Source organism: Rhizobium sp. L9 (assembly GCF_002531885.1).
Lineage (GTDB): Bacteria > Pseudomonadota > Alphaproteobacteria > Rhizobiales > Rhizobiaceae > Rhizobium.
Map to the genome: position 1 here is coordinate 1 of NZ_NWSZ01000020.1, position 24,950 is coordinate 24,950.

The 24,950-nt window shown below is 61.1% G+C and carries 29 protein-coding genes and 2 tRNA genes; 17 read left to right on the top strand and 14 right to left on the bottom strand.

Going from position 1 to position 24,950, the window contains the following annotated elements; genetic code table 11:
* Window positions 1-374: 374 nt before the first annotated feature.
* From galE to CO660_RS20335, 3 genes are all read left to right on the top strand, one after another.
* Entirely contained in the window at window positions 375-1,409 is a 1,035-nt protein-coding gene (gene galE / locus CO660_RS20325; RefSeq protein ID WP_097600265.1) for a UDP-glucose 4-epimerase GalE, read from the top strand.
* Window positions 1,410-1,553: 144 nt separating this feature from the next.
* Window positions 1,554-2,606 (top strand): enoyl-CoA hydratase/isomerase family protein, encoded by a 1,053-nt coding sequence (locus CO660_RS20330; protein ID WP_097600266.1) that lies wholly within the window; start codon window positions 1,554-1,556, stop codon window positions 2,604-2,606.
* Window positions 2,607-2,846: 240 nt separating this feature from the next.
* Window positions 2,847-3,785 carry an MBL fold metallo-hydrolase gene (locus CO660_RS20335; RefSeq protein WP_097600267.1) on the top strand — a complete coding sequence of 313 codons (939 nt, stop codon included), beginning with the start codon at window positions 2,847-2,849 and terminating at the stop codon, window positions 3,783-3,785.
* A 48-nt stretch (window positions 3,786-3,833) separates the two neighbouring features.
* Here the strand turns inward: CO660_RS20335 and CO660_RS20340 are convergent, their stop codons facing one another.
* Both CO660_RS20340 and CO660_RS20345 read right to left on the bottom strand, forming a co-directional pair.
* A complete protein-coding gene (locus tag CO660_RS20340; protein WP_097600268.1) occupies window positions 3,834-5,894 on the bottom strand; it encodes an ATP-dependent helicase in 2,061 nt (686 codons plus the stop codon).
* A 96-nt stretch (window positions 5,895-5,990) separates the two neighbouring features.
* A complete protein-coding gene (locus CO660_RS20345; RefSeq protein ID WP_097600367.1) occupies window positions 5,991-6,257 on the bottom strand; it encodes a hypothetical protein in 267 nt (88 codons plus the stop codon).
* Window positions 6,258-6,409: 152 nt separating this feature from the next.
* On the opposite strand from CO660_RS20345, the gene CO660_RS20350 reads away from it, so the two are divergent.
* The gene (locus CO660_RS20350) at window positions 6,410-6,673 is read left to right on the top strand and encodes a hypothetical protein (protein ID WP_097600269.1); all 264 of its coding nucleotides are present in this window, start codon (window positions 6,410-6,412) and stop codon (window positions 6,671-6,673) included.
* A gap of 223 nt (window positions 6,674-6,896) precedes the next feature.
* On the opposite strand, the gene CO660_RS20355 is transcribed toward CO660_RS20350, so the two are convergent.
* Window positions 6,897-7,139: a DUF982 domain-containing protein gene (locus CO660_RS20355; protein ID WP_085776871.1), complete on the bottom strand. Its 243-nt coding sequence runs from the start codon at window positions 7,137-7,139 to the stop codon at window positions 6,897-6,899.
* 259 nt (window positions 7,140-7,398) lie between these two features.
* On the opposite strand from CO660_RS20355, the gene CO660_RS20360 reads away from it, so the two are divergent.
* Window positions 7,399-7,800, top strand: coding sequence for a hypothetical protein (locus CO660_RS20360; RefSeq protein ID WP_097600270.1), 402 nt, complete (start codon window positions 7,399-7,401; stop codon window positions 7,798-7,800).
* Between the two features lie 176 nt (window positions 7,801-7,976).
* Here the strand turns inward: CO660_RS20360 and CO660_RS20365 are convergent.
* A tRNA-Thr gene (locus CO660_RS20365) sits at window positions 7,977-8,051 on the bottom strand.
* Window positions 8,052-8,207: 156 nt separating this feature from the next.
* On the opposite strand from CO660_RS20365, the gene CO660_RS20370 reads away from it, so the two are divergent.
* The 10 genes from CO660_RS20370 (at window position 8,208) to CO660_RS20415 (ending at window position 14,294) form a co-directional block, all read left to right on the top strand.
* The gene (locus CO660_RS20370; RefSeq protein ID WP_085776872.1) at window positions 8,208-8,402 is read left to right on the top strand and encodes a hypothetical protein; all 195 of its coding nucleotides are present in this window, start codon (window positions 8,208-8,210) and stop codon (window positions 8,400-8,402) included.
* 92 nt (window positions 8,403-8,494) lie between these two features.
* A complete protein-coding gene (murA, locus tag CO660_RS20375; protein ID WP_085776873.1) occupies window positions 8,495-9,787 on the top strand; it encodes a UDP-N-acetylglucosamine 1-carboxyvinyltransferase in 1,293 nt (430 codons plus the stop codon).
* A gap of 157 nt (window positions 9,788-9,944) precedes the next feature.
* Window positions 9,945-10,376 (top strand): DUF2948 family protein, encoded by a 432-nt coding sequence (locus tag CO660_RS20380; RefSeq protein WP_085776874.1) that lies wholly within the window; start codon window positions 9,945-9,947, stop codon window positions 10,374-10,376.
* A gap of 57 nt (window positions 10,377-10,433) precedes the next feature.
* Complete coding sequence (gene hisD, locus CO660_RS20385) at window positions 10,434-11,729, top strand: histidinol dehydrogenase (protein WP_097600271.1); 1,296 nt, start codon at window positions 10,434-10,436, stop codon at window positions 11,727-11,729.
* A gap of 8 nt (window positions 11,730-11,737) precedes the next feature.
* Entirely contained in the window at window positions 11,738-12,211 is a 474-nt protein-coding gene (locus CO660_RS20390; RefSeq protein ID WP_085776876.1) for a UPF0262 family protein, read from the top strand.
* The gene (locus CO660_RS20395; RefSeq protein WP_097600272.1) at window positions 12,208-12,693 is read left to right on the top strand and encodes a low molecular weight phosphatase family protein; all 486 of its coding nucleotides are present in this window, start codon (window positions 12,208-12,210) and stop codon (window positions 12,691-12,693) included. The genes CO660_RS20390 and CO660_RS20395 overlap by 4 nt, the downstream gene beginning before the upstream one ends.
* A 123-nt stretch (window positions 12,694-12,816) precedes the next feature.
* Window positions 12,817-13,035, top strand: a complete 219-nt coding sequence (gene infA / locus CO660_RS20400) for a translation initiation factor IF-1 (protein ID WP_003545338.1) — start codon at window positions 12,817-12,819, stop codon at window positions 13,033-13,035.
* Window positions 13,036-13,071: 36 nt separating this feature from the next.
* Window positions 13,072-13,692, top strand: a complete 621-nt coding sequence (locus CO660_RS20405) for a Maf-like protein (protein ID WP_085776877.1) — start codon at window positions 13,072-13,074, stop codon at window positions 13,690-13,692.
* A 133-nt stretch (window positions 13,693-13,825) separates the two neighbouring features.
* The gene (gene yacG, locus CO660_RS20410; RefSeq protein WP_085776878.1) at window positions 13,826-14,038 is read left to right on the top strand and encodes a DNA gyrase inhibitor YacG; all 213 of its coding nucleotides are present in this window, start codon (window positions 13,826-13,828) and stop codon (window positions 14,036-14,038) included.
* A 180-nt stretch (window positions 14,039-14,218) separates the two neighbouring features.
* Window positions 14,219-14,294, top strand: a tRNA-Phe gene (locus tag CO660_RS20415).
* A gap of 445 nt (window positions 14,295-14,739) precedes the next feature.
* Here CO660_RS20415 and CO660_RS20425 read toward each other — a convergent pair.
* From CO660_RS20425 to CO660_RS20465, 10 genes are all read right to left on the bottom strand, one after another.
* A complete protein-coding gene (locus CO660_RS20425) occupies window positions 14,740-15,288 on the bottom strand; it encodes a DUF1643 domain-containing protein (protein WP_097600274.1) in 549 nt (182 codons plus the stop codon).
* Window positions 15,285-15,437, bottom strand: coding sequence for a hypothetical protein (locus CO660_RS33380; RefSeq protein ID WP_176536331.1), 153 nt, complete (start codon window positions 15,435-15,437; stop codon window positions 15,285-15,287). The genes CO660_RS20425 and CO660_RS33380 overlap by 4 nt, the downstream gene beginning before the upstream one ends.
* 4 nt (window positions 15,438-15,441) lie before the next feature.
* Window positions 15,442-16,446, bottom strand: a complete 1,005-nt coding sequence (locus CO660_RS20430; RefSeq protein WP_097600275.1) for an acyltransferase — start codon at window positions 16,444-16,446, stop codon at window positions 15,442-15,444.
* A 58-nt stretch (window positions 16,447-16,504) separates the two neighbouring features.
* Complete coding sequence (locus CO660_RS20435; RefSeq protein ID WP_176536332.1) at window positions 16,505-17,188, bottom strand: isoprenylcysteine carboxylmethyltransferase family protein; 684 nt, start codon at window positions 17,186-17,188, stop codon at window positions 16,505-16,507.
* Between the two features lie 113 nt (window positions 17,189-17,301).
* Complete coding sequence (locus tag CO660_RS20440; RefSeq protein ID WP_097600276.1) at window positions 17,302-17,835, bottom strand: hypothetical protein; 534 nt, start codon at window positions 17,833-17,835, stop codon at window positions 17,302-17,304.
* Window positions 17,836-18,175: 340 nt separating this feature from the next.
* Complete coding sequence (locus tag CO660_RS20445; protein ID WP_097600277.1) at window positions 18,176-18,997, bottom strand: hypothetical protein; 822 nt, start codon at window positions 18,995-18,997, stop codon at window positions 18,176-18,178.
* A gap of 287 nt (window positions 18,998-19,284) precedes the next feature.
* Window positions 19,285-20,466: a Na+/H+ antiporter NhaA gene (gene nhaA / locus CO660_RS20450; protein ID WP_097600278.1), complete on the bottom strand. Its 1,182-nt coding sequence runs from the start codon at window positions 20,464-20,466 to the stop codon at window positions 19,285-19,287.
* Between the two features lie 188 nt (window positions 20,467-20,654).
* A complete protein-coding gene (locus tag CO660_RS20455) occupies window positions 20,655-21,275 on the bottom strand; it encodes a YceI family protein (RefSeq protein WP_097600279.1) in 621 nt (206 codons plus the stop codon).
* Between the two features lie 38 nt (window positions 21,276-21,313).
* The gene (locus CO660_RS20460) at window positions 21,314-22,159 is read right to left on the bottom strand and encodes an arylamine N-acetyltransferase (protein ID WP_097600280.1); all 846 of its coding nucleotides are present in this window, start codon (window positions 22,157-22,159) and stop codon (window positions 21,314-21,316) included.
* A 57-nt stretch (window positions 22,160-22,216) separates the two neighbouring features.
* Window positions 22,217-22,678, bottom strand: coding sequence for a cupin domain-containing protein (locus tag CO660_RS20465; protein ID WP_097600281.1), 462 nt, complete (start codon window positions 22,676-22,678; stop codon window positions 22,217-22,219).
* A 272-nt stretch (window positions 22,679-22,950) separates the two neighbouring features.
* Between CO660_RS20465 and CO660_RS20470 the strand changes: the two genes are divergently transcribed.
* On the top strand, window positions 22,951-23,448 hold the full coding sequence (locus CO660_RS20470) for a pyridoxamine 5'-phosphate oxidase family protein (RefSeq protein ID WP_097600282.1): 498 nt from the start codon (window positions 22,951-22,953) through the stop codon (window positions 23,446-23,448).
* On the top strand, window positions 23,445-24,797 hold the full coding sequence (locus CO660_RS20475; protein ID WP_097600283.1) for a GAF domain-containing protein: 1,353 nt from the start codon (window positions 23,445-23,447) through the stop codon (window positions 24,795-24,797). The genes CO660_RS20470 and CO660_RS20475 overlap by 4 nt, the downstream gene beginning before the upstream one ends.
* Window positions 24,798-24,950 lie beyond the last annotated feature (153 nt).

A 24,950-nucleotide genomic window follows, 5' to 3' on the forward strand; every position in this document is an offset into this window, starting at 1 on the left:
TCGCCAACACAATCCTCTTTCGAAAGACCGAATGGACGCCCCAATACCGGAAAAATTGAACATGGTTGCTCCCCGCTAGCGGGGCGAAGGGGACATGCCGCACCCTTTCCGCTCCCACCTCGCTCTCGCATGGCGCGTCCCCTCTCCCCGCGAGCGGGGAGAGGGCTAGGGTGAGGGGCAGTCACAGTCACAAGACCTCGATTTCGTGCCGGAATCGCCGGATCGATAAAACTGTAGCGAAGAGCGAAATCGGCCTCTAACCACGACTCTAAACATACCCGTTCAAAAGACTAACAACGGCGGCGTGATAAGAAAATTGGAAAGAAAACCGGCGCCTGATGCCCCTGCTTATAAATTGAAGCGGGGTGTGGGGCATGGCGGTTTTGGTGACGGGCGGCGCCGGATATATCGGCAGTCACATGGTTTGGGCGCTCATCGATGCCGGCGAGGATGTGGTCGTGCTCGACCGTCTCTCCACCGGCTTTCGCTGGGCGGTGGCGCCGGAGGCGCGTTTTTATCTCGGCGACGTCGCCGACCCCGACATCCTGAAGAAGATCTTCATCGAAAACGACATCGAGGCGATCATCCATTTCGCCGGCTCCGCCGTCGTGCCGGTGTCTGTCGCCGATCCGCTCTCTTATTACGACAACAATTCCGGCAGGACCCGTGCGCTTCTTTCCGCCTCGATCAGGGCCGGCATCCGCAACTTCGTCTTCTCCTCGACGGCCGCCGTTTACGGCCAGCAGCAGAGCGATCTGCCGGTGAAGGAAACGGCTCCCCTCAACCCGGAAAATCCGTACGGTCAGTCGAAGCTGATGACCGAACTGATGCTGCGCGATGCCGCCGCCGCTTACGATTTCAACTACGTCGCCCTCCGCTACTTCAACGTCGCCGGCGCTGACCCGCACCACCGAACCGGCCAGTCGACCTCCGGCGCCACGCACCTCATCAAGGTTGCCTGCGAGGCAGCGCTCGGCAAGCGCGACAGCGTCCATGTCTACGGCATCGACTATCCCACCCATGACGGCACCGGCGTGCGCGACTACATCCATGTCAGTGATCTCGCCGATGCGCATCTGAAAGCGCTGCAGCACCTGCGCAGAGACAAGGGCCCGCTCGTCGCCAATTGCGGTTATGGCAGCGGCTATTCCGTGCTCGACGTCTTGAATATGGTCACCCGCCTGCACGGGCATTCCATCAAGATCCACATGGCGCCGCGGCGCGCCGGCGATTCGGCAAGCGTCGTCGCCGACGCTTCGCTCGCCCGGCAGGTGCTCGACTGGAAGCCCCGATACGACTCGCTTGAGACCATCGTCCAGAGCTCGCTCGATTGGGAGCTCTTCCTGTCGAACAGAAACGTCGACGACCTGCACAGCATCCACCGGGCACTTGCCGCCGCCTCCTTCTGAGCGGTGTCTATGCGAGCCGCTGCGAAGCCGCGGCATCAGCCCGGGGTCCCTGTCGGGCTGAGCAATCGATCGGTGCCGGGCCGGAAATGCTCTGGAGCGATGGCGCATCCTCGTCTATGCATGGTGCAGCAGATGAGGTGAACCATGCAGCACGGCGAAGTGATCATCGAACGGCGGGGCACTGCCGGCATCATCCGGCTCAACCGGCCCCGGGCGCTGAACAGTCTGACGCTGCCGATGATCCGCGCGCTCACGGAGGCCCTTCATGACTTTGCCTCCGAATCCGATGTGGCAAGCGTCGTAATCACCGGCGAAGGCGAACGCGGCTTCTGTGCCGGCGGTGATATCCGTGCCTTGCATGAAAGCGCCCGCGCCGGTGATGATCTCGCCGGAACCTTCTGGCGCGAGGAATTCCGCCTCAACCATAAGATTGCCGTCTATCCCAAACCCTATGTCGCGCTGATGGACGGCATTACCATGGGCGGCGGCGTCGGTCTGTCCTCACACGGCCGCCATCGCATCGTGACCGAGCGTACGCGGCTTGCCATGCCCGAAACCGGCATCGGCTATGTCCCCGATGTCGGCGCCACATGGCTGCTGCCCAAGGCACCCGGCGAAGCCGGAACATGGCTCGGCCTGACCGGACTCGACATTGGTGCTGCGGATGCGATCTATGCCGGTCTTGCCGATGTTCAGATCGCCTCGTCGCGGCTCGACGCGGTGATCGATGCTCTTTGCGACCTGCCGCGCGCCAGCGCGTCGACTGAAGTCGATGCCCTGCTGCAGGGATTTTCCGAGCCACTGGGGGAAAGCCGGTTGCGGCAGAACGCCGATATGATCGACCACACATTTTCCTTCGAAAGCGTCGAGGAAATCCTCGGGGCTCTCGCCAAGGAAGAGGGCGAGTTTGCCGCCGAGACGCGCCGGGTGCTGCTCAGCCGGTCGCCGACCAGCCTGAAACTCGCTCTGCGGCTGCTGAGGGCCGGCCGGCGCAGCGCTTCGCTCGCTGAATGTCTTCGCCGCGAACTCGGCGCCTGCCTGCAGATGCTGGATAATCCCGATTTCTTCGAAGGCATCCGCGCCGCTGTCATCGACAAGGACCGCAATCCGAAATGGTCACCGGCATCAGTCGAGGCCGTGAAGACGGAAACGGTCGAACGTTTCTTGGAACCGGCCGACCCGCCGCTTTCACTCTGACGCTGTCATCCTCTGAATGCCGAATGCGTGGCACCGTGCGGCGGGTGAGAGCCTTTTGCTTCCTGTTGCCAGTCTCTTCAATACCAAATCTCCGGCGCGACACGCCGAAACCATAGGCCGCCCTGTCCTAAAGCCTAGCTTGCTCTCTCCCTTGACCTGATCGACCGCCAGATACGCTTCGGCATAGTGTCCGCGACGTGACCCATAACGGACATCTCTCGATCGAAACAGGAGCGCATCATGTCGCAGGCAGAAGCAAGAACCCGAACGACTGGTCAGCAGGAGCCTGGCAGTCCGAACCATGAAGAATTGGTTCCGTCGCGCTACGCGGTACGGATCGGCGAAATCGAAGTGCTGATCATCAGCGATGGTGTGCTACCGCTTCCAACCGCGATGCTGGGACATAACGCCGACGCGGCCGACCGGGCGGTCTGGCTGGATGATATGTTCCTGCCGCGGGACGCTTTCGACTGGGCGCTGAACGTGGTCCTGGTGCGCAGCGGCGGCCAGACCATCCTCATCGACGCAGGCTTGGGGCTGGATCCGGACTTGAACTTGCCGCGCGCGGGTCAGTTGATCAAGCGACTGGAAGGCGCCGGCATCGATCTGGCATCCGTGACCGACGTGGTGCTGACGCACCTGCACATGGACCACATCGGCGGGCTGCTGGTCGAAGGGGTCAAGGACCGACTGCGCCCAGACCTCAGGATTCACGTGGCGGCTGCCGAGGCGAAGTTCTGGGAAGCGCCCGATTTCAGCCACGTGTCCATGCCGCCTGGCTTCCCGGACGCGCTTCGGGCGACGGCAAAACGCTTCCTGAGCGAGTATGGCAGCCATCTCACGCTGTTCGACGAGCAATCCGAGGTGGCCCCTGATGTGGTGGCCCAACGCACCGGCGGCCATACTCCCGGACACAGCGTGGTCCGCCTGGCGTCCGGCGGCGACAGGTTGACATTCGCCGGCGATGCCGTGTTCGCGGTCGGGTTCGAGCACCCCGACTGGTACAATGGTTTCGAACATGATCCCGAAGAAGCGGCTCGCGTTCGCCTCGATCTTTTGCGGGAGCTGGCGGCGACCGGTGAACAGCTGGTGGCCACGCACCTGCCGTTCCCGTCCGTTGGCCGGGTGGCGGTGGACGGCGAAGCCTTTCGTTGGGTGCCGGTCTTCTGGGACTACTGAGGGCTTGTCGGGCTACCGCGCCGCGCCTCTGAAAAGACGCGCGGCGCTCTATCGCCACATGCCGCGCATGCGGGCGCCGACGTCGATGCGCACTTGGCGCGCTTGCGCCTGAGCGGCGGCTTCCGACTTCACCTGCGGCCAGCTGCAGGCCTCGAAAAACTGCAGCAGCGTCGCGGGAATGAAGCGGCTGCGCGAGGCATAGACGTGCCGGTCGCCCTGGGCGTTCTGCCCATAGGTGAAGAAGCGTTGCGGCACGACAAGGTCGAGACCGTCGCGGGCGCGCGTCATCGCCACGTAGAGCAGCCGGCGCTCCTCCTCGATCTCGGCGGTGGTGCCGACCGCAAGATCGCTCGGAATGCAGCCGTCGACGACGTTCAGCATGAAGACTTTCGTCCATTCCTGGCCCTTTGCGGAATGGATGGTCGACAGGATGAGATAGTCCTCGTCGAGAAGCGGCACGCCGGCCTGATCACTGGTCGCATCCGGCGGATCGAGCGTGAGCTCGGTTAGGAAACGTTCGCGGGAGGCATAACCCCCGGCGATCTGCTCCAACTGCAACAGATCGGCCTGCCGTGTCGAAGCGTCCTCGTGCAGCCGCTCCAGATGCGGCGCATACCATTGCCGCGCCAGCTCGATTTCCGCCGGCCAGCCGGCCTTGCCGGATTTCAGCTCCTGCAGCATCCAAACGAAGGCGGTCCAGTCCTCGCCGGAGCGCTGCGGGGGCGGCATACCGGCGAGAGCGGAGAGCGGACTCACATCCTCGGCCATCAGGTCGAGCGCCTTCTGCGCCGTCGACGGCCCGACGCCCGGCAGGATCTGCATCAGCCGGAATCCCGCCACCCGATCGCGCGGATTTTGCGCAAAGCGAAGCGCAGCCAGCATGTCCTTGACATGCGCGCTATCAAGAAACTTCAAGCCACCGAACTTGACGAAGGGAATGTTGCGCCGGGTCAGCTCGACCTCCAGCGGCCCGCTGTGATGGGCGGCGCGGAAGAGCACGGCCTGCTGCTTGAGCTTCAGACCTTCCTCGCGATTGTCGAGCACCTTGTCGGCGACATAACGCGCCTGCTCGGCCTCGTCCCGCACAGAAACCAGGCGCGGCCGCTCCGCCGATTGCCGCTCGGTCCAGAGATTCTTGGTGAAGCGCTCGGAGGCGAGATCGATGACGGCATTGGCAGCCGCCAGGATCGGCTGCGTCGAGCGGTAATTGCGGTCGAGGGTGACGATATCGGCGGCCGGGCTGAAGGCGGCGGGAAAATCAAGGATATTGCGCACCGTCGCCGCACGGAAGGAGTAGATCGACTGCGCATCGTCGCCGACGACGGTCAACCCCTGTCCCTGGGGCTTCAGAGCCAGCAGGATCGAGGCCTGCAGCCTGTTGGTGTCCTGATATTCATCGACGAGCACATGGTCGAAGCGGCTGCCGATATCCTCGGCAATCACGCTCTCGCCGACCATCTGCGCCCAGTAGAGCAGGAGGTCGTCGTAATCGAGCACGTTCTGAGCCTGCTTCGCCTCGACATAGCAGGCGAAAAGCTCACGCAGCTGTTGCTCCCATGTCGCGCACCAGGGAAAGGCGTCGCGCAGCACCTGATCGAGCGCGGTCTCCGAATTCACCGCCCGGCTATAGATGGCAAGGCAGGTGCCCTTGGACGGAAAGCGGCTTTCCGTCTTTGAGAAGCCGAGATCGTGCCGGATGAGGTTCATCAGATCGGCGCTGTCTTCGCGGTCGTGAATGGTGAAATCGGCATCGAGGCCGATCTGCTGGGCATAATCGCGCAGCAGCCGCGCGCCGATGCCGTGAAAGGTGCCGGACCAGTTGAGCGCATCGGCCATGATGCCGGCATTCGAACCCAGCACATCACGGCAGATGCGCTCGACGCGCCGCGCCATCTCGGCGGCTGCCCGGCGCGAGAAGGTCATCAGCAGGATGCGGCGCGGATCGGCGCCCTTGACGATCAGATGGGCGACGCGATGCGCCAGGGTATTCGTCTTGCCGGAGCCGGCGCCGGCAATGACCAGCAGCGGCCCGGCAATATGACTGCCGTTGGTGAGCGTGCCGTGCTCGACGGCCATGCGCTGCTGGGGATTGAGCTTTTCGAGATACATCCAGCCGTCCGGTCGGGCTCCCGCAGAATCACTGCGAGAAGATTAGATGTTCCTTGAATGTTCGCGATTTCAGCCGCTGTCAAGCGGCACGGGACCTCAATCGGGGAAATCCGGGCCGATCACGCGCCGCACCAGTTTCAGGCTGCGGTCCGGCTGGAGAATATAGGTTTCCTCCACGCGCTGGCCCGTCTCGTTGTAGAATTGGTGATGGACGGCGCTGCCGATCGGCGACTTGGTGAGCTTGGTTCGCGGCTGGCCGCCATAGGTGATGCTGCCGGGAATGGGTTCGAGCGCAGCCGTATCGGCCGAGGAGCAGCCGGCGAGCAATGCCCCGGCAAACAAGGCGGGCAGAAACGCTTTCATCGCAGTCATCCCTCTTCAGACTGCCGATAGATATGGAAAGCGCGGCCTCTTTCGCCAAGGGCTGCCCGATGCGCAGTCGCCTGCTGTGGCGCTGAGGGAACCAAAGCGCCCTCCAGGTGTTGAAATGCCGGACCTGAACGCTGGAGACCATCATGCAGACGCTTCTTCGCCTCTGGGCGTCCACCCTGATCATCGGCTGCGGCGTCTTTGCCGGCCCAGCCTATGCCTCGCTCGAAACCGGCATGGATTATTCCGCTTTGCCGAAGGATCAGATCGCCCTTAACGAATATACCGGCAGCGTCGCTTGTGAGCCGGCAGAACCGCACTACCTGCCGTCCTTCATCCGCGCGGCTGACGGCACGATCATCGGTGTGGGATATATCGCGATGGAGAATGAGGCCGGCGCGGATTGCTGAAACCGATCCGCTCGAACGAGGCTCGCCTGCGTTTCCGGATGACGAGCCTCTGACCGTCATCATGACGGCTGGATATTTTCTATCGAAACAGCCGGCTCTGGCGCAACGCCCTTTGCGCCCAAACCCGGCGCCGGCTCGCTGCAGGGTTAAGTGAAAATTAAACAATGTATCGTACCGGCACAGTTTACTGACCAAACTGAAAACGGCCGGACGCCCTGCCGCGTCAATGCAGCTTCAGCTTCGCCTCTTCGGCCGCTGCCAGGAACTCGGCTCTAGCCTCCTCCATACTTTTGCGGCCGTCGAGCGCCGCCCGGCAGGTGCTGCGGGCCTTGATGTAATGAAGCCCGCGCGAACTCGGCCAGAAATCTGCCAGGCATTTCAGGGCATCGAACGGCCCGTTGACCGTTCGCGCATCGGCTCCCTCGAAACCGACCGTGACCGGGCTGTTCCATCGTTCAGTTGCCATCGATCTCCTCCACGATTGTCGATAGAAACAGGGTGCGACGCCTCCCATTCTCAGGACAGACGCCGCCATCATAGGCATTCTAGCGCGATTTTTGCCGTCAACAATGGTGAATCGTCTGTTGCTGATAGGCGGAATGCCGACTTGAGTGAGGCGAATCGCCTGGGTGTGCACGCCCGGAGGAATTTTTGAGCAGTCGCAGATAAGTTGTATGGCGCTTGCGCGCTGCTACCGCTACCATGCTCGGGAAAGCTGACTCGACATGGGGTTAGATGGAAATTTGATCCAGGCTGCTTTGCTCTGCGGGGCGCTGGCAATGCCGGTTTTAGCCTACGGCGCAGAGAGGGCCGCTGAAGAGGCTTTCCTGGCGCGCCTTTCCACTGAAGTCGTCCCAAGAATGCAGCGGGAATATATGCGGGTTAGGCTGCCATCATTGGGAATCGATATCGCTTCCTATTACGCACGGATAAGTCTCAATCGATGGTACGTCGAGGGCATATTCGAGCCAGATGAAGATCTCGTGATAACTGCCGAACGGATGGAACGCTGGGAATTATCCCCGTTCCTGCCTTATTATCTCGAAGAGACTGAAATTCCCGATTGTGCTGCAATGCTGTCCTCTTCGTGCAGATGGCTGCCCCTCACCCTCACCCTCTCCCCGTAAACGGGGCGAGGGGACGTGCCACGCGAGAGCTTCGCGAGGGACGGAGGTTGCGGCATATCCTCTCCGCCCGGCAAGCGGGCCGAAGGACGGGTCGAGACCGTTGGCTCGACCAGCTCGGTGGCGGCAGCCGGATGAGGGCAGTCAGGCGCGTAAGAAAATGGTGTCCGAGAGAAAACTGGTGCTGCCGAGTGGGATTGAACCACCGACCTCACCCTTACCAAGGGTGTGCTCTACCACTGAGCTACGGCAGCAGGACCAGATCCGCGCGGAGCCGGGCGGCTCAATTGCGGGAACGGGGCGGCTATTGCCACAGCTTGACGACAAGCGCAAGCCGCAAAATCCAACTTCGCGTGGATAGAGATGCAAGGGACTTTTGGATCGGCGCGAATTCGGCTAATTCTGTTGACATGAACGACAAGACCGAAGCCGGCCAGAAGAGCCGTAAAGAGGCGATCGAGGCACAGGCGAAACTGCGCCGCGAGCGCGCCGCCGAAAAGCTCAGGGAAAATCTTTCCAGACGCAAACAGCAGGTGCGTGCCCGCCGTTCCGGCCAGGCCGACGAAACTAATGGGCTGCCCGCCGCAAAAATGGACGAATCGTAATGTTCCGTCCCGGGCGAATTGAAGCCTCTTCATAAATCCCCTAAACACCTCACTCCTTCTTTCAAGGCAGAACTTTCAGGAAGTAAGCGCACATGGATCGTATCAGAATTGTCGGCGGTAATGAGCTGAATGGCATCATTCCGATTTCCGGCGCCAAGAATGCCGCACTGCCGCTGATGATCGCCTCGCTTCTGACCAGTGACACGCTGACGCTGGAAAACGTGCCGCACTTGGCAGACGTCGAGCTTTTGATGCGCATCCTCGGCAATCACGGCGTCGATGTCGCCGTCAACGGCCGCCGCGAGCGCCAGGAGGATTCCTACGCCCGCACGATCCATTTCACCTGCCGCACCATCGTCGATACCACCGCTTCTTACGAACTGGTCTCGAAGATGCGCGCCTCCTTCTGGGTTATTGGGCCGCTCTTGGCGCGTGAGGGCCATTGCCGCGTTTCGCTGCCGGGTGGTTGCGCCATCGGCACGCGCCCCGTCGATCTCTTCATCGACGGCCTGACGGCACTCGGTGCGACCATGGAGATCGATGCCGGCTATATCAATGCCCGGGCGCCCGACGGCGGGCTGATCGGTGCGCGCTACACCTTCCCGAAGGTCTCCGTCGGCGCCACCCATGTGTTGATGATGGCCGCGACCCTTGCCCGCGGCACTACTGTCATCGGCAACGCCGCCCGTGAACCCGAAGTCGCCGACCTCGCCAACTGCCTGAACGCCATGGGCGCCAAGATATCAGGCGCCGGCACCTCGACCATCACCATCGAAGGCGTCACCTCGCTGTCGGGCGCGCGTCATCGCGTCCTGCCGGACCGCATCGAGACCGGCACCTACGCCATGGCCGTCGCCATGGCCGGCGGTGACGTCGTGCTCGAAAATACCGATGTGGCGCTGCTCGAGACCGCGCTGGAAACCTTGCGCCGGACTGGCGCTGACATCTCCGCGACCAATAACGGCATGCGCATCAGGCGCAACGGCGCCGGCATCAAGCCGGTCGATATTGTCACCGATCCTTTCCCGGGCTTCCCCACGGATCTGCAGGCCCAGTTCATGGCGCTGATGACCCGCTCCTCCGGCATCTCGCATGTCACCGAGACGATCTTCGAAAACCGCTTCATGCACGTGCAGGAGCTTGCCCGGCTCGGCGCCAGGATCACGCTCTCCGGCCAGACCGCGAAGATCGAGGGTGTCAAGCGCCTGCGCGGCGCCCCCGTCATGGCGACCGATTTGCGCGCCTCCGTCTCGCTCGTCATCGCCGGCCTCGCCGCCGAGGGCGAAACCACAGTCTCCCGCGTTTACCACCTCGACCGCGGCTTCGAGCGGCTCGAAGCGAAGCTGACCCGCTGCGGCGCCGTCGTCGAGCGCATCAGCGAGTAAGAGAGACCTTCATTCCGGTTGCGTAATCGGTCGCAGCATCTTATTTCCCTTGTCTGACGCATCGCCATTCCGGCGATGCCCGTTAAATAGCAAAAGCATGATGTCGCCCGAAAACTGCTCGCACTTTTCGGCATCCTGCTCTGGGGATTGAGCCTGAATGACCGACCTGAAGCTTGTTGCGCTTGATGACGAGGACCTCGCGATCATTTCTGCGCATATGCAGGATAGCGTCTTCAAGGTCGGCGACATCGACTGGTCGCCGCGCGGTGCCCAGTTCGCGCTTGCCGCCAATCGTTTCGTCTGGGAAAGTGCCGCGCGCAAGCGCAAGGGTTTCGAGCGCCGCCGCGCCGCTCTGGTGTTCAAGCGCGTGCTTGCCGTCCGTTCGCTCGGCGTCGATCGCGGCAAACGCGATGAGGTGCTGTCGCTGCTGGCGCTGCGTTTCGAGAAGAAGGGCGAGGGGCCGGATGGCACGATCGAGCTGGCGCTGTCTGGAACGGCCTCGATTGCGCTCGACGTCGAATGTATCGAGGTCCAGATGGCTGATATCGGCGGCGCATGGCAGGCGGCTTCCAAACCCCGCCACCCCTAAAGGGCTTGATGCCTGAAGTTTGAACATCGCGGTTCGAGTTGAGAAGGAATATAGCTCTTGGCAATCTGGCTGGATCAGGCATCGGAAGGTTTCGAGCAGCATTTTGCCGCTTTTCTGACGACGAAGCGCGAAGTGTCCGAGGATGTGAATGCCATCGCCCGCGCCATCATCGATGATGTCAGGGCGCGCGGCGATGTGGCGCTGGCCGAATATTCGCTGAAATTCGACGGCATCGATTTTGCCACCGTGCCGATGCGCGTCACGCCTGAGGAGATTGACGCCGCAATCGAGGCGGTGCCTGCCGAAGTGCTGGGCGCGCTGAAGCTCGCGGCCTTGCGCATCGAGAGCCACCATCGCCGCCAACTGCCGAAGGATGATATCTACGAGGACGACATGGGCGTCGGTCTCGGCTCGCGCTGGACGGCGATCGAGGCGGTCGGGCTCTATGTTCCGGGCGGCACCGCGAGCTATCCGAGCTCGGTGCTGATGAATGCGGTGCCGGCCAAGGTCGCCGGGGTCGACCGCATCGTCATCGCCGTTCCCGCCACCGGCGGCGCTGTCAATCCGGCGGTGCTCGCCGCCGCCAGGCTTGCCGGCGTCACCGAGATCTACCGTGTCGGCGGCGCTCAGGCGATCGCCGCTCTCGCTTATGGCACCGAGACGATCGCACCGGTCGCCAAGATCACCGGTCCCGGCAATGCCTATGTCGCCGCCGCCAAGCGCCACGTCTTCGGCACCGTCGGCATCGATATGATCGCCGGCCCCTCCGAGGTGCTGGTGATTGCCGACAAGGACAACAATCCCGATTGGATCGCTGCCGACCTTTTGGCGCAGGCCGAGCACGATGCCAGCGCCCAGGCGATACTCATCACCGACGATGCCCTATTCGGCAAGGCGGTGGAGCAGGCGGTCGAACGCCAGCTGAAGACGTTGAACCGCGCCGAGACGGCAGCGGCAAGCTGGCGCGATTTTGGCGCGGTCATCCTCGTTGCCGATCTGAAGCAGGCCATTCCGCTTGCCAATCGCATCGCAGCCGAACATCTCGAGCTCGCCGTCGCCGATCCCGACCGGCTGCTCGACGGCATCCGCAATGCCGGCGCGATCTTCGTCGGCGCTCATACGCCCGAGGTCATCGGCGATTATGTCGGCGGTTCGAACCATGTGCTGCCGACGGCGCGTTCGGCCCGCTTTTCCTCCGGTCTATCAGTGCTCGATTTCGTCAAGCGCACGTCGATCCTGCGCCTTGGGCCGGGTGAGTTGCGCACCCTGGGCCCGGCGGCGATCGCGCTTGCAGTCTCCGAAGGCCTCGATGCCCATGCGCGGTCGGTCGCGATCCGCCTCAACCTCGATTAGGTGAGGGGATGGCGGCGGGCGAATTCCGGCTTTGCGACGTCGTCCTGGACGATACGATCGGCCGTTCGACGCCCGATGTCGAGCATGAGCGCGCCGTCGCCATCTTCGATCTGATCGAGGAGAACAGCTTCGAGCCGCTCGGCCATTCCGGCGGCCCTTATCGGCTGAACATCTCGCTGGTCGATTCGAAGCTGGTCTTCGCCATCAAGACGGAAGAAGGCGGCGATGTCGCCACCCACATCCTGTCGCTTACCCCCTTCCGGCGGATCGTCAAGGATTACTTCATGATCTGCGAAAGCTATTACGAAGCGATCCGATCGGCGACGCCAAGCCGTATCGAGGCGATCGACATGGGCCGGCGGGGCATCCACAATGAAGGCTCGCAGACGCTGAAAGACAGGCTGGCCGGCAAGATAGAGGTCGATTTCGACACCGCCCGGCGGCTTTTCACGCTGGTCTGCGTGCTCTACTGGCGTGGATGACGGCGATGGAGCTTGCCGGCGATGTCGAAGACGCGAAGAGGCCGGGCGCGATCCTCTTCATGTGCGGGCTGAACGCCATCCGCTCGCCGATGGCCGAAGCGATCGCCCGTAGCATTCTGCCGTCCAATACCTATATAAGGTCGGCCGGCGTTCGCGCCGGCGAGCGCGATCCCTTCGTCGATGTCGTGCTCGAGGAAATCGGGCTTTCCCTTGGGCGCCGCCAGCCGCAGACGCTTGATGAACTCGAGGACGATTATTTCGATCTGATCATCACGCTTTCGCCGCAGGCCCATCATGCGGCGCTGGAACTGACGCGGTCGAACGCGGTTGACGTCGTCTATTGGCCGACCATGGATCCGACGGTCGTCAGCGGGACGCGCGAACAGATATTGGACAGCTATCGCGAGGTCCGCGACCACCTGGCCGGTCTCATCGAAAGCCGGCTGCTCAGACGAAATGGCATTGCCGCGCAATCGGCATGAAAACAAATAAAGGAAAGCCTGATCAACAAGGTTCACAAACCTGCGTTGATTGTGTAGTTTCCGCCCAAATTTTAAAGGCGCGCTCTGCGCTGCCTCTGCAACACACAGGAAGAAAACCACTATATGCCGAAAGAAGAAGTCCTCGAATTCCCGGGAATCGTCACCGAACTTCTGCCGAATGCGACGTTTCGCGTGAAGCTTGAAAACGAACACGAGATCATCGCCCATACCGCTGGCCGCATGCGCAAGAACCGCATCCGCGTTCTGGCGGGCGACAAGGTGCTTGTGGAAATGACGCCCTACGATCTGACCAAGGGCCGCATCACCTATCGTTTCAAGTAAGTCTGCCCGCTCCCGTCCGCCGATGGTCGAGGTTTCATGGCGCTGAAATACAAGCTCATTCTGGCCTCGGGCTCGCCCCGTCGCGTCGACCTGCTCAACCAGGCCGGCATCGAGCCTTCGCGCCTGATGCCGATGGATATCGACGAGACGCCGAAGAAGTCGGAGCACCCGCGTTCGCTCGCCCGAAGGCTGTCGGCCGAGAAGGCCGAGGCCGCACTTGCCGCCATCAAGGGTGATATCACCTGGAAGGGCAGCTATATCCTCTCCGCCGATACGGTGGTCGCCGTGGGTCGGCGCATTCTCGGCAAGGCTGAATTCGCCGACGAGGCGCTGAGCTCGCTGCACCTCCTCTCGGGACGCAACCATCTCGTCTATACCGGCGTTTGCCTGGTGACGCCCGAACGCAAGATCCGCCAGAAGATCGTCGAGACCAAGGTGCGCTTCAAGCGGCTGTCCGGCTTCGAGATCGAGAACTACCTGGCCTCCGGCCAGTGGCGCGGCAAGGCGGGCGCCTACGGCATCCAGGGTCTCGCCGGCACCTTCGTGCAAAAGATGGTGGGCTCCTACACCAATGTCGTCGGCCTGCCGCTTTATGAAACCATTCTGCTTCTGACCGGCGAGGGCTTCGATGTGCATAGCCGGTGGCCGGAGGGCTGACCGACGGCCGATGCTTAAAGCGCGTCACGATCTCTCAGATCTCCGTGCCGCCCTTTAAGGCTTTGTTTTTATTCATGTTGCAGTCGCAAAGCCGCTGACACTTTTGCGCGACATGCTATAGGACGGACCGATCATGCCCGAAGACAAGAAAGCCGCCGCCAAGGTCGAACCGCTGCGCAAGACGCGCCCTTGCCCGGAATGCGGCAAACCATCAAACCGCGAACATTACCCTTTCTGCTCCAACCGCTGCCGCGAGCTCGATCTCTCCCGCTGGCTGACCGGCTCTTATGCCATTCCGGTGGCCGACGACGAAACGAAAGCCGATTATCCTGACGAGGAAAACTAGGAGATTTCCTCTCCGAAGTTCTTATTTTTCCACATGAATCCGCAAAACCGGCAAGACAGTCAAAAAAGAGTCATTTGACGCTTGCCATGGCCGAACAAGATGCTATAACCCCGCTCGCTTCCGGGGCGAACCAAGGCCCCGCGGTTCTTTTCATCAAGAACACCGTAGCGAAGCGGGTTGGCCCAGGTAGCTCAGTTGGTAGAGCAGCGGATTGAAAATCCGCGTGTCGGTGGTTCGATTCCGCCCCTGGGCACCATCACGATAATCAGCATTGATATTGTTTGATTTTTCCAGCCTAAGTGTCCTGATATTATGCATGAACTAAAATCTTTGTTCACGCGGCATGCCGAATTTAGCTCTCGTCGTCGCCCTTCGAAATCAGCTCGATCGCACCTTTCGCAAGCCGCCTCTGATTGGCGGCTTTAGGCTCTGGAGATTGCATTGCCGCGCGGGCCGCAGACCCTTCGGGCTGGACGCCAAGACCTACTGCGATAAGACCGCTCCAATCTATTGGCGTGAATTAGGGAATGAATTGCGCCCCGAGGGATGCGCCGATCAGGACGCTGCTTACTGGCCCTGACCGGCCCCTCAATTGTGAAATGCGAGCGGGGCTTCCGGCAATCGCTCCACGAACATGTTTCCACAAACCACAAACGTCCGCCCGCGGCCGTCTGTCGAGGTTATCGGATGTCCGCTGCTCATCACGCGACCTCCATCGCTCTTTGGAATATGACCGGCTGTTGGTCGCGCGGAATGCGGTGTTGGCCGCGCGCCATCGGGTGTTTGGGGAAGCCGTCTTTTGTCAGGCCAAGGCAGACGATGTCGACGAGCTGCTGGCGGGCGCGGTGCTTGAACCACGTGTCACGGCTGAGGTAATCGCCACCATTGCCCCATGCTGCCAGCACCGGCGTGTTCTGGTGACGGGCAATGATAAGGGCGTGATCGATGAAGTTGTCGCAGCGCGGACCGATCGAGTCCCTAGCCTTCATCATTTCCTTCGGGGATGGCGAGCGCCAGGCGTGAAGGTTGACGATCAGGATGCCGCCATAGCCCCAGAGCTTGGCAAACCAGATGAGCACGAGCACCGTCGGGTCATTGCGTCGGTGATCGGCGTCGGAGGGGTTGAGCATGCAAACGACGAGGATGGGCTTGCCCGCATCCCAAACGCGGCGCAGCTCGTCACGGTACAAGGTGCAGTCGGAGATGGCAGCGCTCATCCGCATCTCGGTTTTGAAGAGATCGAGGCTCATCGGCGCTGCTTCCCGGTGATGACGAAGACGGTGCCGCTCTGCATGTTCAGCTGGACCGGATCGCCGCGTCCGATGCGGGTGAAGAGCGCATCGAGGTCGCCCTCGGCGGTATCCGCAGCTGAGCGATACTGAAGCACCGACTTGTACAAGCGCTTAATACCTATCTGATAGCGATCGCCCCGTAACTACGCCGCGGGGCAATCGGTTGAATAGTCTCAGGAGCGGCTTTTCGACCTTCTCGTGAATGCGCCAGCAGAACAGCAGGGAGACCGCGACACCGATCGCGATGATGATATCGGGCGGCAAGGGATAGAATATCCACAGCGTCAGCAGTGCCGAAATCGGGACTGAGTGAAAGAGATAGAGCGTGTAGGAGGCCTCTCCGAGGTAAGCCCAGACGCTCTTTCCGACATTGATCTGCATAGTGCCGAAAACGATCAATCCGGCAGGAATGCCATAAACTGCCACGCGCTGAAAAGCATCCTGACCGATCAGGAAGTCCAGCGTGTCGCCGTGGGGTGCCATGCCGAGCGAGCCGGCGGCGAGAATTGCGATTGCGCCAACCGGTATGCCCCATCTCGCGCCTTTGACTGCCGGCGCGTACACCAAGGCGACACCTATCATGAATTCGAGGATGATGGGGTTGCCGAGGAACTGGAAAACCGGCGCTGTCGATCGGAACGTCAGCGACACCGCGAAGATCCCGAGGATCGCCGGCAAGTAACGCCGGTCGAGGAGGACAAGCGTCGCCGCCCCATAGAAGAGCATTTCGAAACAGAGCGTCCATGCGGCAGGCAGGACGGGCGCTGCCATCCGATCGAACGCCGGCCACAGGGTTAGCGTCGCGATTGTCTCCCGCCAGCCGAAGCCGGATTTTGCGGCGATGAATGCTGCCGGGATAGATGCGAGATAGTACATCGGGAGGATGCGACGAATTCGTTTCCACGCGAATTGCTGCCATGTCAGGCCGCGCGCTGTCCGGGTGATGATGACCCCGGAAATGACGAAGAAAATATCGACGCCGGCGGTGCCTGCAACCTGGATCATCGGCGGGAAAATCCCGCTTGATCCGGTGGCTTGGTAGGCCGTCAGCGCCGCATGCAGGTAGACGACCATCAATGCGGCGATGAAACGCAGTACCTGTAGCGACCAGATCATGATTGTCCGTAAACCCCTCGATCACCAAGCCTGGCGAGAAAAGAGCATTCACAAGCCGTCACGCAGTGGTCGTGGCGCGTTTGCCGCGCATGGGCAGAAACGGAACCACCCTGGGGACGCGCTCGGCATATGATCGGTAGTCTGGAAATGCCGCCCGGAGAACCGTCTCTTCGTTAATCATCCGGCGAAGTTGCAGGCACCAATGCACGATTCCGAGAAATACCGTCCACGGAGAAAAGCTGAACAGGATCATCCCGATAACGAATATCTCCTCGGTCAGATAGAGCGGGTGGCGGACGATGGAATATGGCCCCGTTGTGACCAGAGCTCTTGCACCCGGTGCTATGCTGAAACTGCGGCCGAGGATCGCAAGCATATATGCCGATGAAAGGCAGCCAGTGATCATCAAAACCGTTGCGGCAAGACGCACAGTATCTGGCAATACCATTGGCGGCGGCAGGAAGGCGATTAGCAGGAAGAGGAAGGTGCCTGCCATCGCCGTAAGGTATGGTTCAACGCCGCGCGCAGACCGCACTTGGGGCATTCTCGTTAGGGTCACGACACACATCATGCCGATAAATAAGATCGCAGCGATCTCAGCTATTAGGAATACGACGCCCCTGGACGGATAGTCGCCGGTCGTCATCATCCGTGTGATCTTCGTCCACACACCTAGTATTGAATAGGAGCAGATTCCAATACGGCCGATAATGTCTGCAATAATCAAGTGTCGATTGCTCATTGGTACCCCCGCGTTGTTTGAACGCATCTTCGCACGGTTGCGAGAAATGGCAATCGCAACTGATTAAATCGGTAAATACCAACTATTGGGGATGTGACTTACACCGGCGTCCGTCAATGCAAGGACACGCGATACTCCAGCAGCCGATCAATGCAGGCCCGGATCCGGATGCCTCGGATGATTTCGGCATGAGTAGAAAGGCACGCGAGGGCGGCCAGGATGATCAACGCGGTCCCGAGGAGCGCGGTAGGCAACGGCAGTGACCAGTCGACATAACCGGGGAGTGACGTCCCGCTGCGACCTGCTTCAGCTGTGCTTGCAGCCGCATTGGCAAGCACCAAACCGATCAGCGCAATATGAGCATGAACGAAGCGTGCCCTAAGAAACCGTTTCGGATGAAAAGAAAGATAGACGCCGAGAATCGCCATCGATGCAAACGCCGCGAGAAGCTCCCACGCTCCCATCCCCGCCACGCTAAGTAACATAAGGGGTAGGCGCAACACCGGCAGCAAAGTCAGGTAAAGCGCCCAAGCAAACGGGCGTGATGGATACATCGCCAGCAGTAGCATGCTGGCGGCAAATATTGCGCCGATGGCATAGACCAAAGCAGGTCCGAGACGAACAACAGTCAGAACCAAGACACGCATTCGCTTTTCTCCTTCGGCAGGCATCGTGGTTCTGGGCAGAATATTCGCAGCTGCTTGAGCAGGGCTTGCCGCTCGATCGGCGCCCGCATGAATGACTCGGGCTGCGGAGATTCGCAATCTTCTACAAAACTTATCCACCTTAACGAGGCGATTTCATGAACGTCGACGACACGCCGCTGCGGCTGTCGCCGTCCGCGGCGTTCGGAACCTGATCGCGGCTTAACCTCAGCCACGCGGGAACCCTAGCATTTCACATAAAGCGTGTAGGTCCGGGCAGGGCGGCCGAGACTATCTGTGCCGTTCTTGAAAAACATTCGCCGGCGCGATCACAGGCACGCATCTACTCGATACTCGCCAAAACCTCGGAGATAACCGAGAATTTCGTGGCCTGCCAGCGTCTGTAGTCGAGGACGAATCGCGCGGAAATCCAGCAATCTCCGCTCATTTGGGTAGCCTGCCATCCCAGCAATCCTTGAGTTCGCGCGGCCGCCAGCAATCTGCTGGCATGACTGCGGGAAATGACATATTCGGCTGCGGTCAATTGAGCGGAGACATCGCCCACCCAGGTTCGTTCACCTACGACCGGTGCCAGTGGCACACGCGACATGAGGTCGTGCAATATGTTGCTTCCGGATTCGGACCTCACGAACAGCGCAATGCTTTCGGGCGGGCTGTACCAATCCGGATGGTTAAACAGTCGACGTGCAATACGCGGCTGAGCGCGATACAGAATTGTCTCATCCGCTTCCGACCACCGACAGCGATCTCCCGCATCCATGCCGTCGAGCGAACGAAGGTGCCCCTCGAACCATTGCCGGATCAAGGCTTCAGCATAGGCGCTCGCTTGTAACGGTTTGGCGCGCCGATCCGTCGTCTCCACCGGCTCAAATAATTTGTAATACGCCATCTCCTTCATATGTGAGACGACGGTGTTGTGGCTGGCGATGTGGTTCTCAACGAGAAACTTTGCGAGGTTGGAAGCGGTCAAAGGGGGACAGGAGGGGTTGAGTTTCCGCTCAAAATGCAACGCCAATGCCGCCTGGCTGAGCAGCCACTTCTGCAGATCGGCCACATAACGCACTATTCTGGGAGCTCTGCGATGAATTGCCAGTAACTCGGATGCGGATTCGCGCAGAGCTGCAGCAAAGGAGGCGTCCGCCATGAGATCTTCAACACTGTAGCTGCGGCATCTATTCTGCAGTGTGGCTGAACGTAAAGGTATCGACATTTAAAACCGAAGTGTAAGCGATGCTGGCCCGGAACAATAAAAATAGCGAACAGACAAAAGTCACGGCTAGGCCAGCGACTGGCCGACCTTATCCATAATTTGCGCACAATTCGAGCAGGCTTTTCTTGTAGATGTTTGATTCCAAAACGGGACGTCTCTTTCGGCCGAAACAAAGGACGCCATCGGCCGGGTTCTTCATGGAGACCTGCAGCCCCGCTCTCTCAGGATCGGCGATTGAACGTTGCGAGCATTGCCGCGCCGACCAGACCGGACAGCAGAGACCCCAGCAGGATACCCATCTTCACATGGTCCTGGACGTCGGGATCGTTGAATGCAAGCAGCCCGATGAAAAGGCTCATGGTGAAGCCTATGCCGCAGAGGGCGGCCACACCGGTCATCTGCCCCCAGCTCGCCTTTGCCGGGAGGTCGGTGAGACCGAGTTTGACGAGCAGGAAGACGGTGCCGAGAACGCCGACCAGTTTTCCAAGCAACAGGCCTGCCGCTACGCCGAGCGTCAATGGCTCCGTCAGCGTGGCTGCCGAGACGCCGGAGAAGGAGACACCGGCATTGGCGAAGCCGAAGATCGGAACGACGATGAAGGCAACGGGTTTGTGGAGGACGTGCTCGAGATGGTGCAACGGCGACTGGTCGTGGCTTGCTTCGGGTGTTCCCGGCGTCACCTTCAGCGGAATCGCAAGAGCGAGAAGAACGCCGGCCAGTGTTGCGTGGATGCCGGATGCGAAGACGAGCACCCAGAGCACGGCGCCGAGCAGCAGATACGGCCAGAGCTTCAGAATACGGGCACGGTTCATGCCGTAAAGCGCCGCGAGCACCGCCGCGGCCCCGGCAAGCGCCAGAAGATTGAGATCGTTGGTGTAGAACAGCGCAATCACCACGACCGCCCCCAGGTCATCGATGATCGCCAGTGCCGCCAGGAAGATCTTCAACGAGGCAGGCACGCGCGGGCCGAACAGCGAGATGACGCCGAGCGCGAACGCGATGTCTGTCGCGGTCGGTATCGCCCAGCCACGCAGGGCGGCCGGGTTTTCCCGGTTGAACAAGATATAGAAGAGGGCGGGGAACAGCATGCCTCCCAGTGCCGCCGCACCCGGCAGAATGCGGCGGCTCCAGCTGGAGAGTTGGCCGTCCAGCATTTCGCGCTTGATCTCGAGCCCGACGAGGAGAAAGAACAGCGCCATCAGCGCGTCATTGATCCAGTGCAGCAGGCTGAGCGGCCCCAGATAGATGTGAAGTGCGTGGAAGTAACTCTCTGCAAGCGGTGAGTTCGCCGTCACGATTGCCGCCAACGCGACTGCCATCAACACGAGACCGCCCGAAGCTTCGCTATCGAGGAACTGGCGAAGGGTGGATCGGATGAGACCTGGAGAGATAGGCTGCGACACCGGTCAGCGCTCCCTGTGTTTTGGAAGGTTGATCTTCAGTCTCCGTCGATTTCGGGAAAGCCCGCGGCGCACGCAGCACACGCCATCGCCTGTAAGATAAAGGGGTCGCGTCGCCATTTCCAGCGAAATCGGCCCCGATCCACCGCAGGCGGCGCTGGTCCGGTTGGACCTGCCGCTCGCCTTGCTTCTCACTGGAATGAGTAATCAGCCGGCACCATCTGCGTTTCTATCGCGAAGGTGACGATGTCGCCGAGTTCGGGGATTGCAAAATCCAGTCCCCAATCGCTGCGGCGGATGCTGCCGGTCGCCGAGAAACCGATCTTCGGGACGCCCATCATTGGGTGCTTCGCCATTGAGCCGTTGAAGGTGACGTCGAGTTTTGCCGGGTGCGTCTCGCCGCGCAAGGTCAGGAGGCCTTCGACGGTGCCGGTCCTCTCGCCCGTCACATGGATCGCCCTGGAAACGAAGGTGATCGGCTTGGCTGCAAGGAAGCTGTCGTCTCCGCCGATCTCCGCATCGAAGTTGACCTTGTTAGGCCATGGATAATCAGTGCGGACCGAAAGCGGATCGATGGTGACCAAAAGCTTGGAGGCTTCAGGTTTTTCGGGCTTCCAGTCGAGCCGCGCATCGACCCCGATAAAGCGCGCGGTGTAGTGGGACAGGCCGGAATGGTCGAATGACCAATTGAAGCTCGAATGCGAGGGATCGGTCTTGTAGGCCCCACCCGGCGCAGGATCGGTTGCGGTGGCAAGGGCAGCGAAGGTCGTGCTCAAGGTAAGAGCAAGGGCGAGTGCAGTTGTGCGAAGCATTGATGGTTCCTCGGATGGGAAATGATGAGGTTGTCGGCTCACGCAGCCTTGTCGCGGCGGATCGTCTGGAGGCGCTCCCAGACGCGGTCGGACCGGGGAATGTCGAGATCGAAGACTGTCTCGAACGTGTCGCCGAGATGGGCGGCGCTCGTTATGGGCTCCTCGCTGAGGCTGTTCGCCGTCACGCGGCGCAGACGGTCGTTTTGGAGGGCGACATAGCCGTCCGCCGTGTGCCGCAGGACCGCGAGGGCATTGGTGAACGGGGAGCCGGGATCTTGCATCAGCCAGCCATGTGTTGCGGCCATCGCGGCTTCGTCGCTGTGGTCGAGCCGGAAATCGAAGCTTTTCGCGATGCCGAGAACATGATTATTGAAACGCAGCCAGCTCCCGTCGGCCGGCATGATGGAGAAATCGAAGCCGCGTTGGCTGATCGGCCCGGCCACAAGCGGCACCGGCTCGATGATGGCGTCCGCTATGCCGACCTCGGCGAGATAGGGACGGCCGAGATCGACACGCAGCGTCAGATGATTGCCGATGGCGATGTCGCCAAGCTTTTCCCGGTCGACCGCGCCGCAAAGGCGCGTCACACGGAAGCCCAGTGCAGCAAGCGCCGCGCCGAAGAGGCCGTTCATCTCATAACACCAGCCGCCCCGCCGCCTTTCGACCATCTTGGCGAATGCCGCAGCCGGGGTGATCGAGGAGGGCCATCCCATGAAGGCGTCCAGTGCTTCCCATGTAAAACTCATGAGATGGGCGCGATGCAACTGCGACAAGCTGTCTACGTCGAGGCGCGAAGGCCGCTCGACCCCGATCCGAGCCAAATAGGCATCGAGTTGCGCGGTTGTCAGGGTCACTGCGTTTTCGTTGGAAGTTGCATGTGTCATCGTTCGGTCTCCTTTCAAGTGGACCGTTGCTCATTATCGAGACGTGTTTGCGTTGGTTCAGGCGACCTTGCGATCGTCCTCGGGTGGGAAGGTCAGGCCGAAGCCCCTGGCGATCGAGGCGATCTGCTCGGGCGTTTCCGGCTTGCAGAGTTCGACGATCGGAAAGAAGCTTTCGAACCCGCCCGGCGTGACGACGACCATGAGGCGGCCCTCCGTCTGCCCCACATTGCGGAACCGGTGCGGCACACCGCGCGGCAAGGCGATAGAGCCGCCTTCCGTGAGTTCGACATAATCGCCGGCGCACCAGAAGCCGAAGCGGCCGGAAAGAACGCGGAACAACTCGTCCTCTCGCTCATGCACGTGCAGCGGCGGACCTTCGCCAGGCAGCACGCACGCTTCGAACAGGCCGAGCGAACCGCCGGTATTGCCCGCCATAATACGGATGACATGCTTGCCGAATGCCATTGCCGGCATCCCATGCCCCGGCGGCGAAACCGCCGCATGATCAAACTTCTCCATTTCTCTTTCTCCAAATTCGTGCCGCATCGACCGCCGGCGGTTTCGCCCTGGGGCGAAACGCAGAAATCCGTGCCCGCTCCGGTATGCGGGGCGGGCGCGATTGTCATTCGCCCGGCGGCACGGGGCCGCCGAACACCGGAGGTGTGATGGTAGTCGAGGCCGTTGAGCCGGTACGTCGCTTCTATAGCGCAGCGAAAAAACCGGCGTTCCTAAATGAATGTGCAAGCCGTACCGGGAATCCTAAAAGTTTGCTAAGGAGGGTTGGGCAAGCAATGGGGGCGGCAGTGAGGCTTGACGACAGGCTCCTCGATTTTTTCAACAGGCCGCTGATGTGCATCATCGCGGTGGCTGACGAGACCGGCCGTCCTTCGGCGGGACGCGGCGTCGGCTTCCATCTTCTGGAAGATCGAGAAACGATCGACGTCATCTTTTCAGCCTGGCAGTGGCCGGGGCTCGAAATCGGTATCCGGCAGACCGGGCGGATCGCCGCCACCTTCGTAACCCCTTCGGATTATGTAAGTTTCCAGCTGAAGGGGAGCGCCGGCATGCGAGAGATCCAGAGTTCCGACCTCGATCGCGCCGATCACTTCATCACCGCGGCGACGAACGAGCTCGAATCGCTCGGCGTCCCCCGGCATCTCATCTCGCCATGGCTGACGGCGCGTGAGGCGCGGGTCGCCCGGCTGGTGATCAGTGAAATATATGTCCAGACGCCCGGCCCGCTCGCCGGCATGCTGGCGGGCACCCATGTTGGCGCGCGGTCCCAATGAATCTGCGGCTTTCCGATCTTTCCGCCTGCTTCGAGGGTGTCATTCCCTCCATCATCGCCACGGCATCGGCCGACGGCATGCCGAACATATCCTATCTTTCCCATGTGGTGCGGGTCGATGAGGAGCATGTCGCACTCTCCAACCAGTTCTTCGCCAAGACGGCGGCGAATATACGCGCCAATCCAAAGGTCACGCTGATCCTGGTGGACGGGTTCACCGGCGATCAGTTCCTGCTCGACATTGGTTTCGTTCGTTCGGTCGATGCCGGCCCGCTGTTCGACAAGATCGCCCGCCAGCTCAAGGCGAGCAGCGCGCAGATCGGCATGTCGGATGTCATGCGGCTGAGGAGCGCCGATATTTTCCGGGTGCACGGAATTGAGAAGGTTCCCTCGCCGGTGGAAACAGCTTCGCCGCCGAGCAGCCGGGCGCCTGTCAGCCTCCCTGATCTTTCCAAGGCGATCAAGGCGATCGAGCGACAGTCGGAGGCCGATGAGATCATCGACAACCTGCTCACCGGCGTCAAGCACGTGCTGGGATACGGCAACGCGCTCGTGCTCATCCACGACAACCATCGCGGCTGCCTGATCACGACAGGCAGCATCGGCTACGAGCGCTCGGGCCTCGGATCGGAAATCGCAGGCGGCGATGGATTGATCGGGGCTGCGGCAGCGGGTGGACAGACGATCAAGGTCAGTGACATGAGCCGTGTGCGCCGGTTTGGCGAAGCGATCGGCCTGGAGGCGGAAGGGGCTGAAAATGCGACGCGCACGATCGCTTTCCCGCATTTACCGGCGGCGATGAGCCAGATTGCAGTTCCCATGATCGCCGGCGGCACGGTGACGGGCGTGCTCTTCATCGAGAGTCCGGAGCGGCTCGCTTTTCGCGAAGAGGACGAGGCTGCTCTCGAGATACTGGCGGGACAGGCGGCCGGCGCTCTGAGAGCCAGCGAGCGGGCAGCGGCTGCCGCCGAACAGAGACCTGCGATCAGCACGCCTGAGCCTGCCGCGGCCGGCCAAGAAATCCGCGTCGTCCATCACCGCTTCGATGACAGCGTCTTTATCGATGGCACTTACATCGTGAAGGGCGTTGCCGGCACTCTGCTGCGCCTCATGCTCGATTGGCATCTGAGCGACGGCAGAAGCGAGTTCACCAACCGGGAAATGCGGTTGACGGCCGGCGCACGCATGCCGGAGATCAAGGACAATCTCGAGACCCGGCTCTTGCTGTTGCGCCGTCGGCTCGAAGAAAAGCAGGCGCCCATCCGCCTCGCCCGCGTCGGCAGGGGCCGTGTCAGGCTGGAGGCGGAAGGACCGCTGGTCCTTGAAGCCGTCACAGGTGAATACCCATAAGCGGAGTAATTTCCCTATTTTCAGCACGGACGAGTTCGAGCTTCGACATCTCATCCAAAGACATGCGTGAGGGCCCGTTTGCAGTGCCGGCTCCAACATTGTGTCGTCGCCCGCAGCAGGCGTCTTGAAAAGGCCGATCACCAATTCGTGTTC

Bases quoted from the DNA above. Each gene is read 5' to 3' on its own strand.
- galE (WP_097600265.1), top strand. From the start codon at position 375: ATGGCGGTTTTGGTGACGGGCGGCGCCGGATATATCGGCAGTCACATG.
- CO660_RS20330 (WP_097600266.1), top strand. From the start codon at position 1,554: ATGCAGCACGGCGAAGTGATCATCGAACGGCGGGGCACTGCCGGCATC.
- CO660_RS20335 (WP_097600267.1), top strand. From the start codon at position 2,847: ATGTCGCAGGCAGAAGCAAGAACCCGAACGACTGGTCAGCAGGAGCCT.
- CO660_RS20340 (WP_097600268.1), bottom strand. From the start codon at position 5,894: ATGTATCTCGAAAAGCTCAATCCCCAGCAGCGCATGGCCGTCGAGCAC.
- CO660_RS20345 (WP_097600367.1), bottom strand. From the start codon at position 6,257: ATGAAAGCGTTTCTGCCCGCCTTGTTTGCCGGGGCATTGCTCGCCGGC.
- CO660_RS20350 (WP_097600269.1), top strand. From the start codon at position 6,410: ATGCAGACGCTTCTTCGCCTCTGGGCGTCCACCCTGATCATCGGCTGC.
- CO660_RS20355 (WP_085776871.1), bottom strand. From the start codon at position 7,139: ATGGCAACTGAACGATGGAACAGCCCGGTCACGGTCGGTTTCGAGGGA.
- CO660_RS20360 (WP_097600270.1), top strand. From the start codon at position 7,399: ATGGGGTTAGATGGAAATTTGATCCAGGCTGCTTTGCTCTGCGGGGCG.
- CO660_RS20370 (WP_085776872.1), top strand. From the start codon at position 8,208: ATGAACGACAAGACCGAAGCCGGCCAGAAGAGCCGTAAAGAGGCGATC.
- murA (WP_085776873.1), top strand. From the start codon at position 8,495: ATGGATCGTATCAGAATTGTCGGCGGTAATGAGCTGAATGGCATCATT.
- CO660_RS20380 (WP_085776874.1), top strand. From the start codon at position 9,945: ATGACCGACCTGAAGCTTGTTGCGCTTGATGACGAGGACCTCGCGATC.
- CO660_RS20390 (WP_085776876.1), top strand. From the start codon at position 11,738: ATGGCGGCGGGCGAATTCCGGCTTTGCGACGTCGTCCTGGACGATACG.
- CO660_RS20395 (WP_097600272.1), top strand. From the start codon at position 12,208: ATGACGGCGATGGAGCTTGCCGGCGATGTCGAAGACGCGAAGAGGCCG.
- infA (WP_003545338.1), top strand. From the start codon at position 12,817: ATGCCGAAAGAAGAAGTCCTCGAATTCCCGGGAATCGTCACCGAACTT.
- CO660_RS20405 (WP_085776877.1), top strand. From the start codon at position 13,072: ATGGCGCTGAAATACAAGCTCATTCTGGCCTCGGGCTCGCCCCGTCGC.
- yacG (WP_085776878.1), top strand. From the start codon at position 13,826: ATGCCCGAAGACAAGAAAGCCGCCGCCAAGGTCGAACCGCTGCGCAAG.
- CO660_RS20425 (WP_097600274.1), bottom strand. From the start codon at position 15,288: ATGAGCCTCGATCTCTTCAAAACCGAGATGCGGATGAGCGCTGCCATC.
- CO660_RS20430 (WP_097600275.1), bottom strand. From the start codon at position 16,446: ATGATCTGGTCGCTACAGGTACTGCGTTTCATCGCCGCATTGATGGTC.
- CO660_RS20435 (WP_176536332.1), bottom strand. From the start codon at position 17,188: ATGAGCAATCGACACTTGATTATTGCAGACATTATCGGCCGTATTGGA.
- CO660_RS20440 (WP_097600276.1), bottom strand. From the start codon at position 17,835: ATGCGTGTCTTGGTTCTGACTGTTGTTCGTCTCGGACCTGCTTTGGTC.
- CO660_RS20445 (WP_097600277.1), bottom strand. From the start codon at position 18,997: ATGGCGGACGCCTCCTTTGCTGCAGCTCTGCGCGAATCCGCATCCGAG.
- CO660_RS20455 (WP_097600279.1), bottom strand. From the start codon at position 21,275: ATGCTTCGCACAACTGCACTCGCCCTTGCTCTTACCTTGAGCACGACC.
- CO660_RS20460 (WP_097600280.1), bottom strand. From the start codon at position 22,159: ATGACACATGCAACTTCCAACGAAAACGCAGTGACCCTGACAACCGCG.
- CO660_RS20465 (WP_097600281.1), bottom strand. From the start codon at position 22,678: ATGGAGAAGTTTGATCATGCGGCGGTTTCGCCGCCGGGGCATGGGATG.
- CO660_RS20470 (WP_097600282.1), top strand. From the start codon at position 22,951: ATGGGGGCGGCAGTGAGGCTTGACGACAGGCTCCTCGATTTTTTCAAC.
- CO660_RS20475 (WP_097600283.1), top strand. From the start codon at position 23,445: ATGAATCTGCGGCTTTCCGATCTTTCCGCCTGCTTCGAGGGTGTCATT.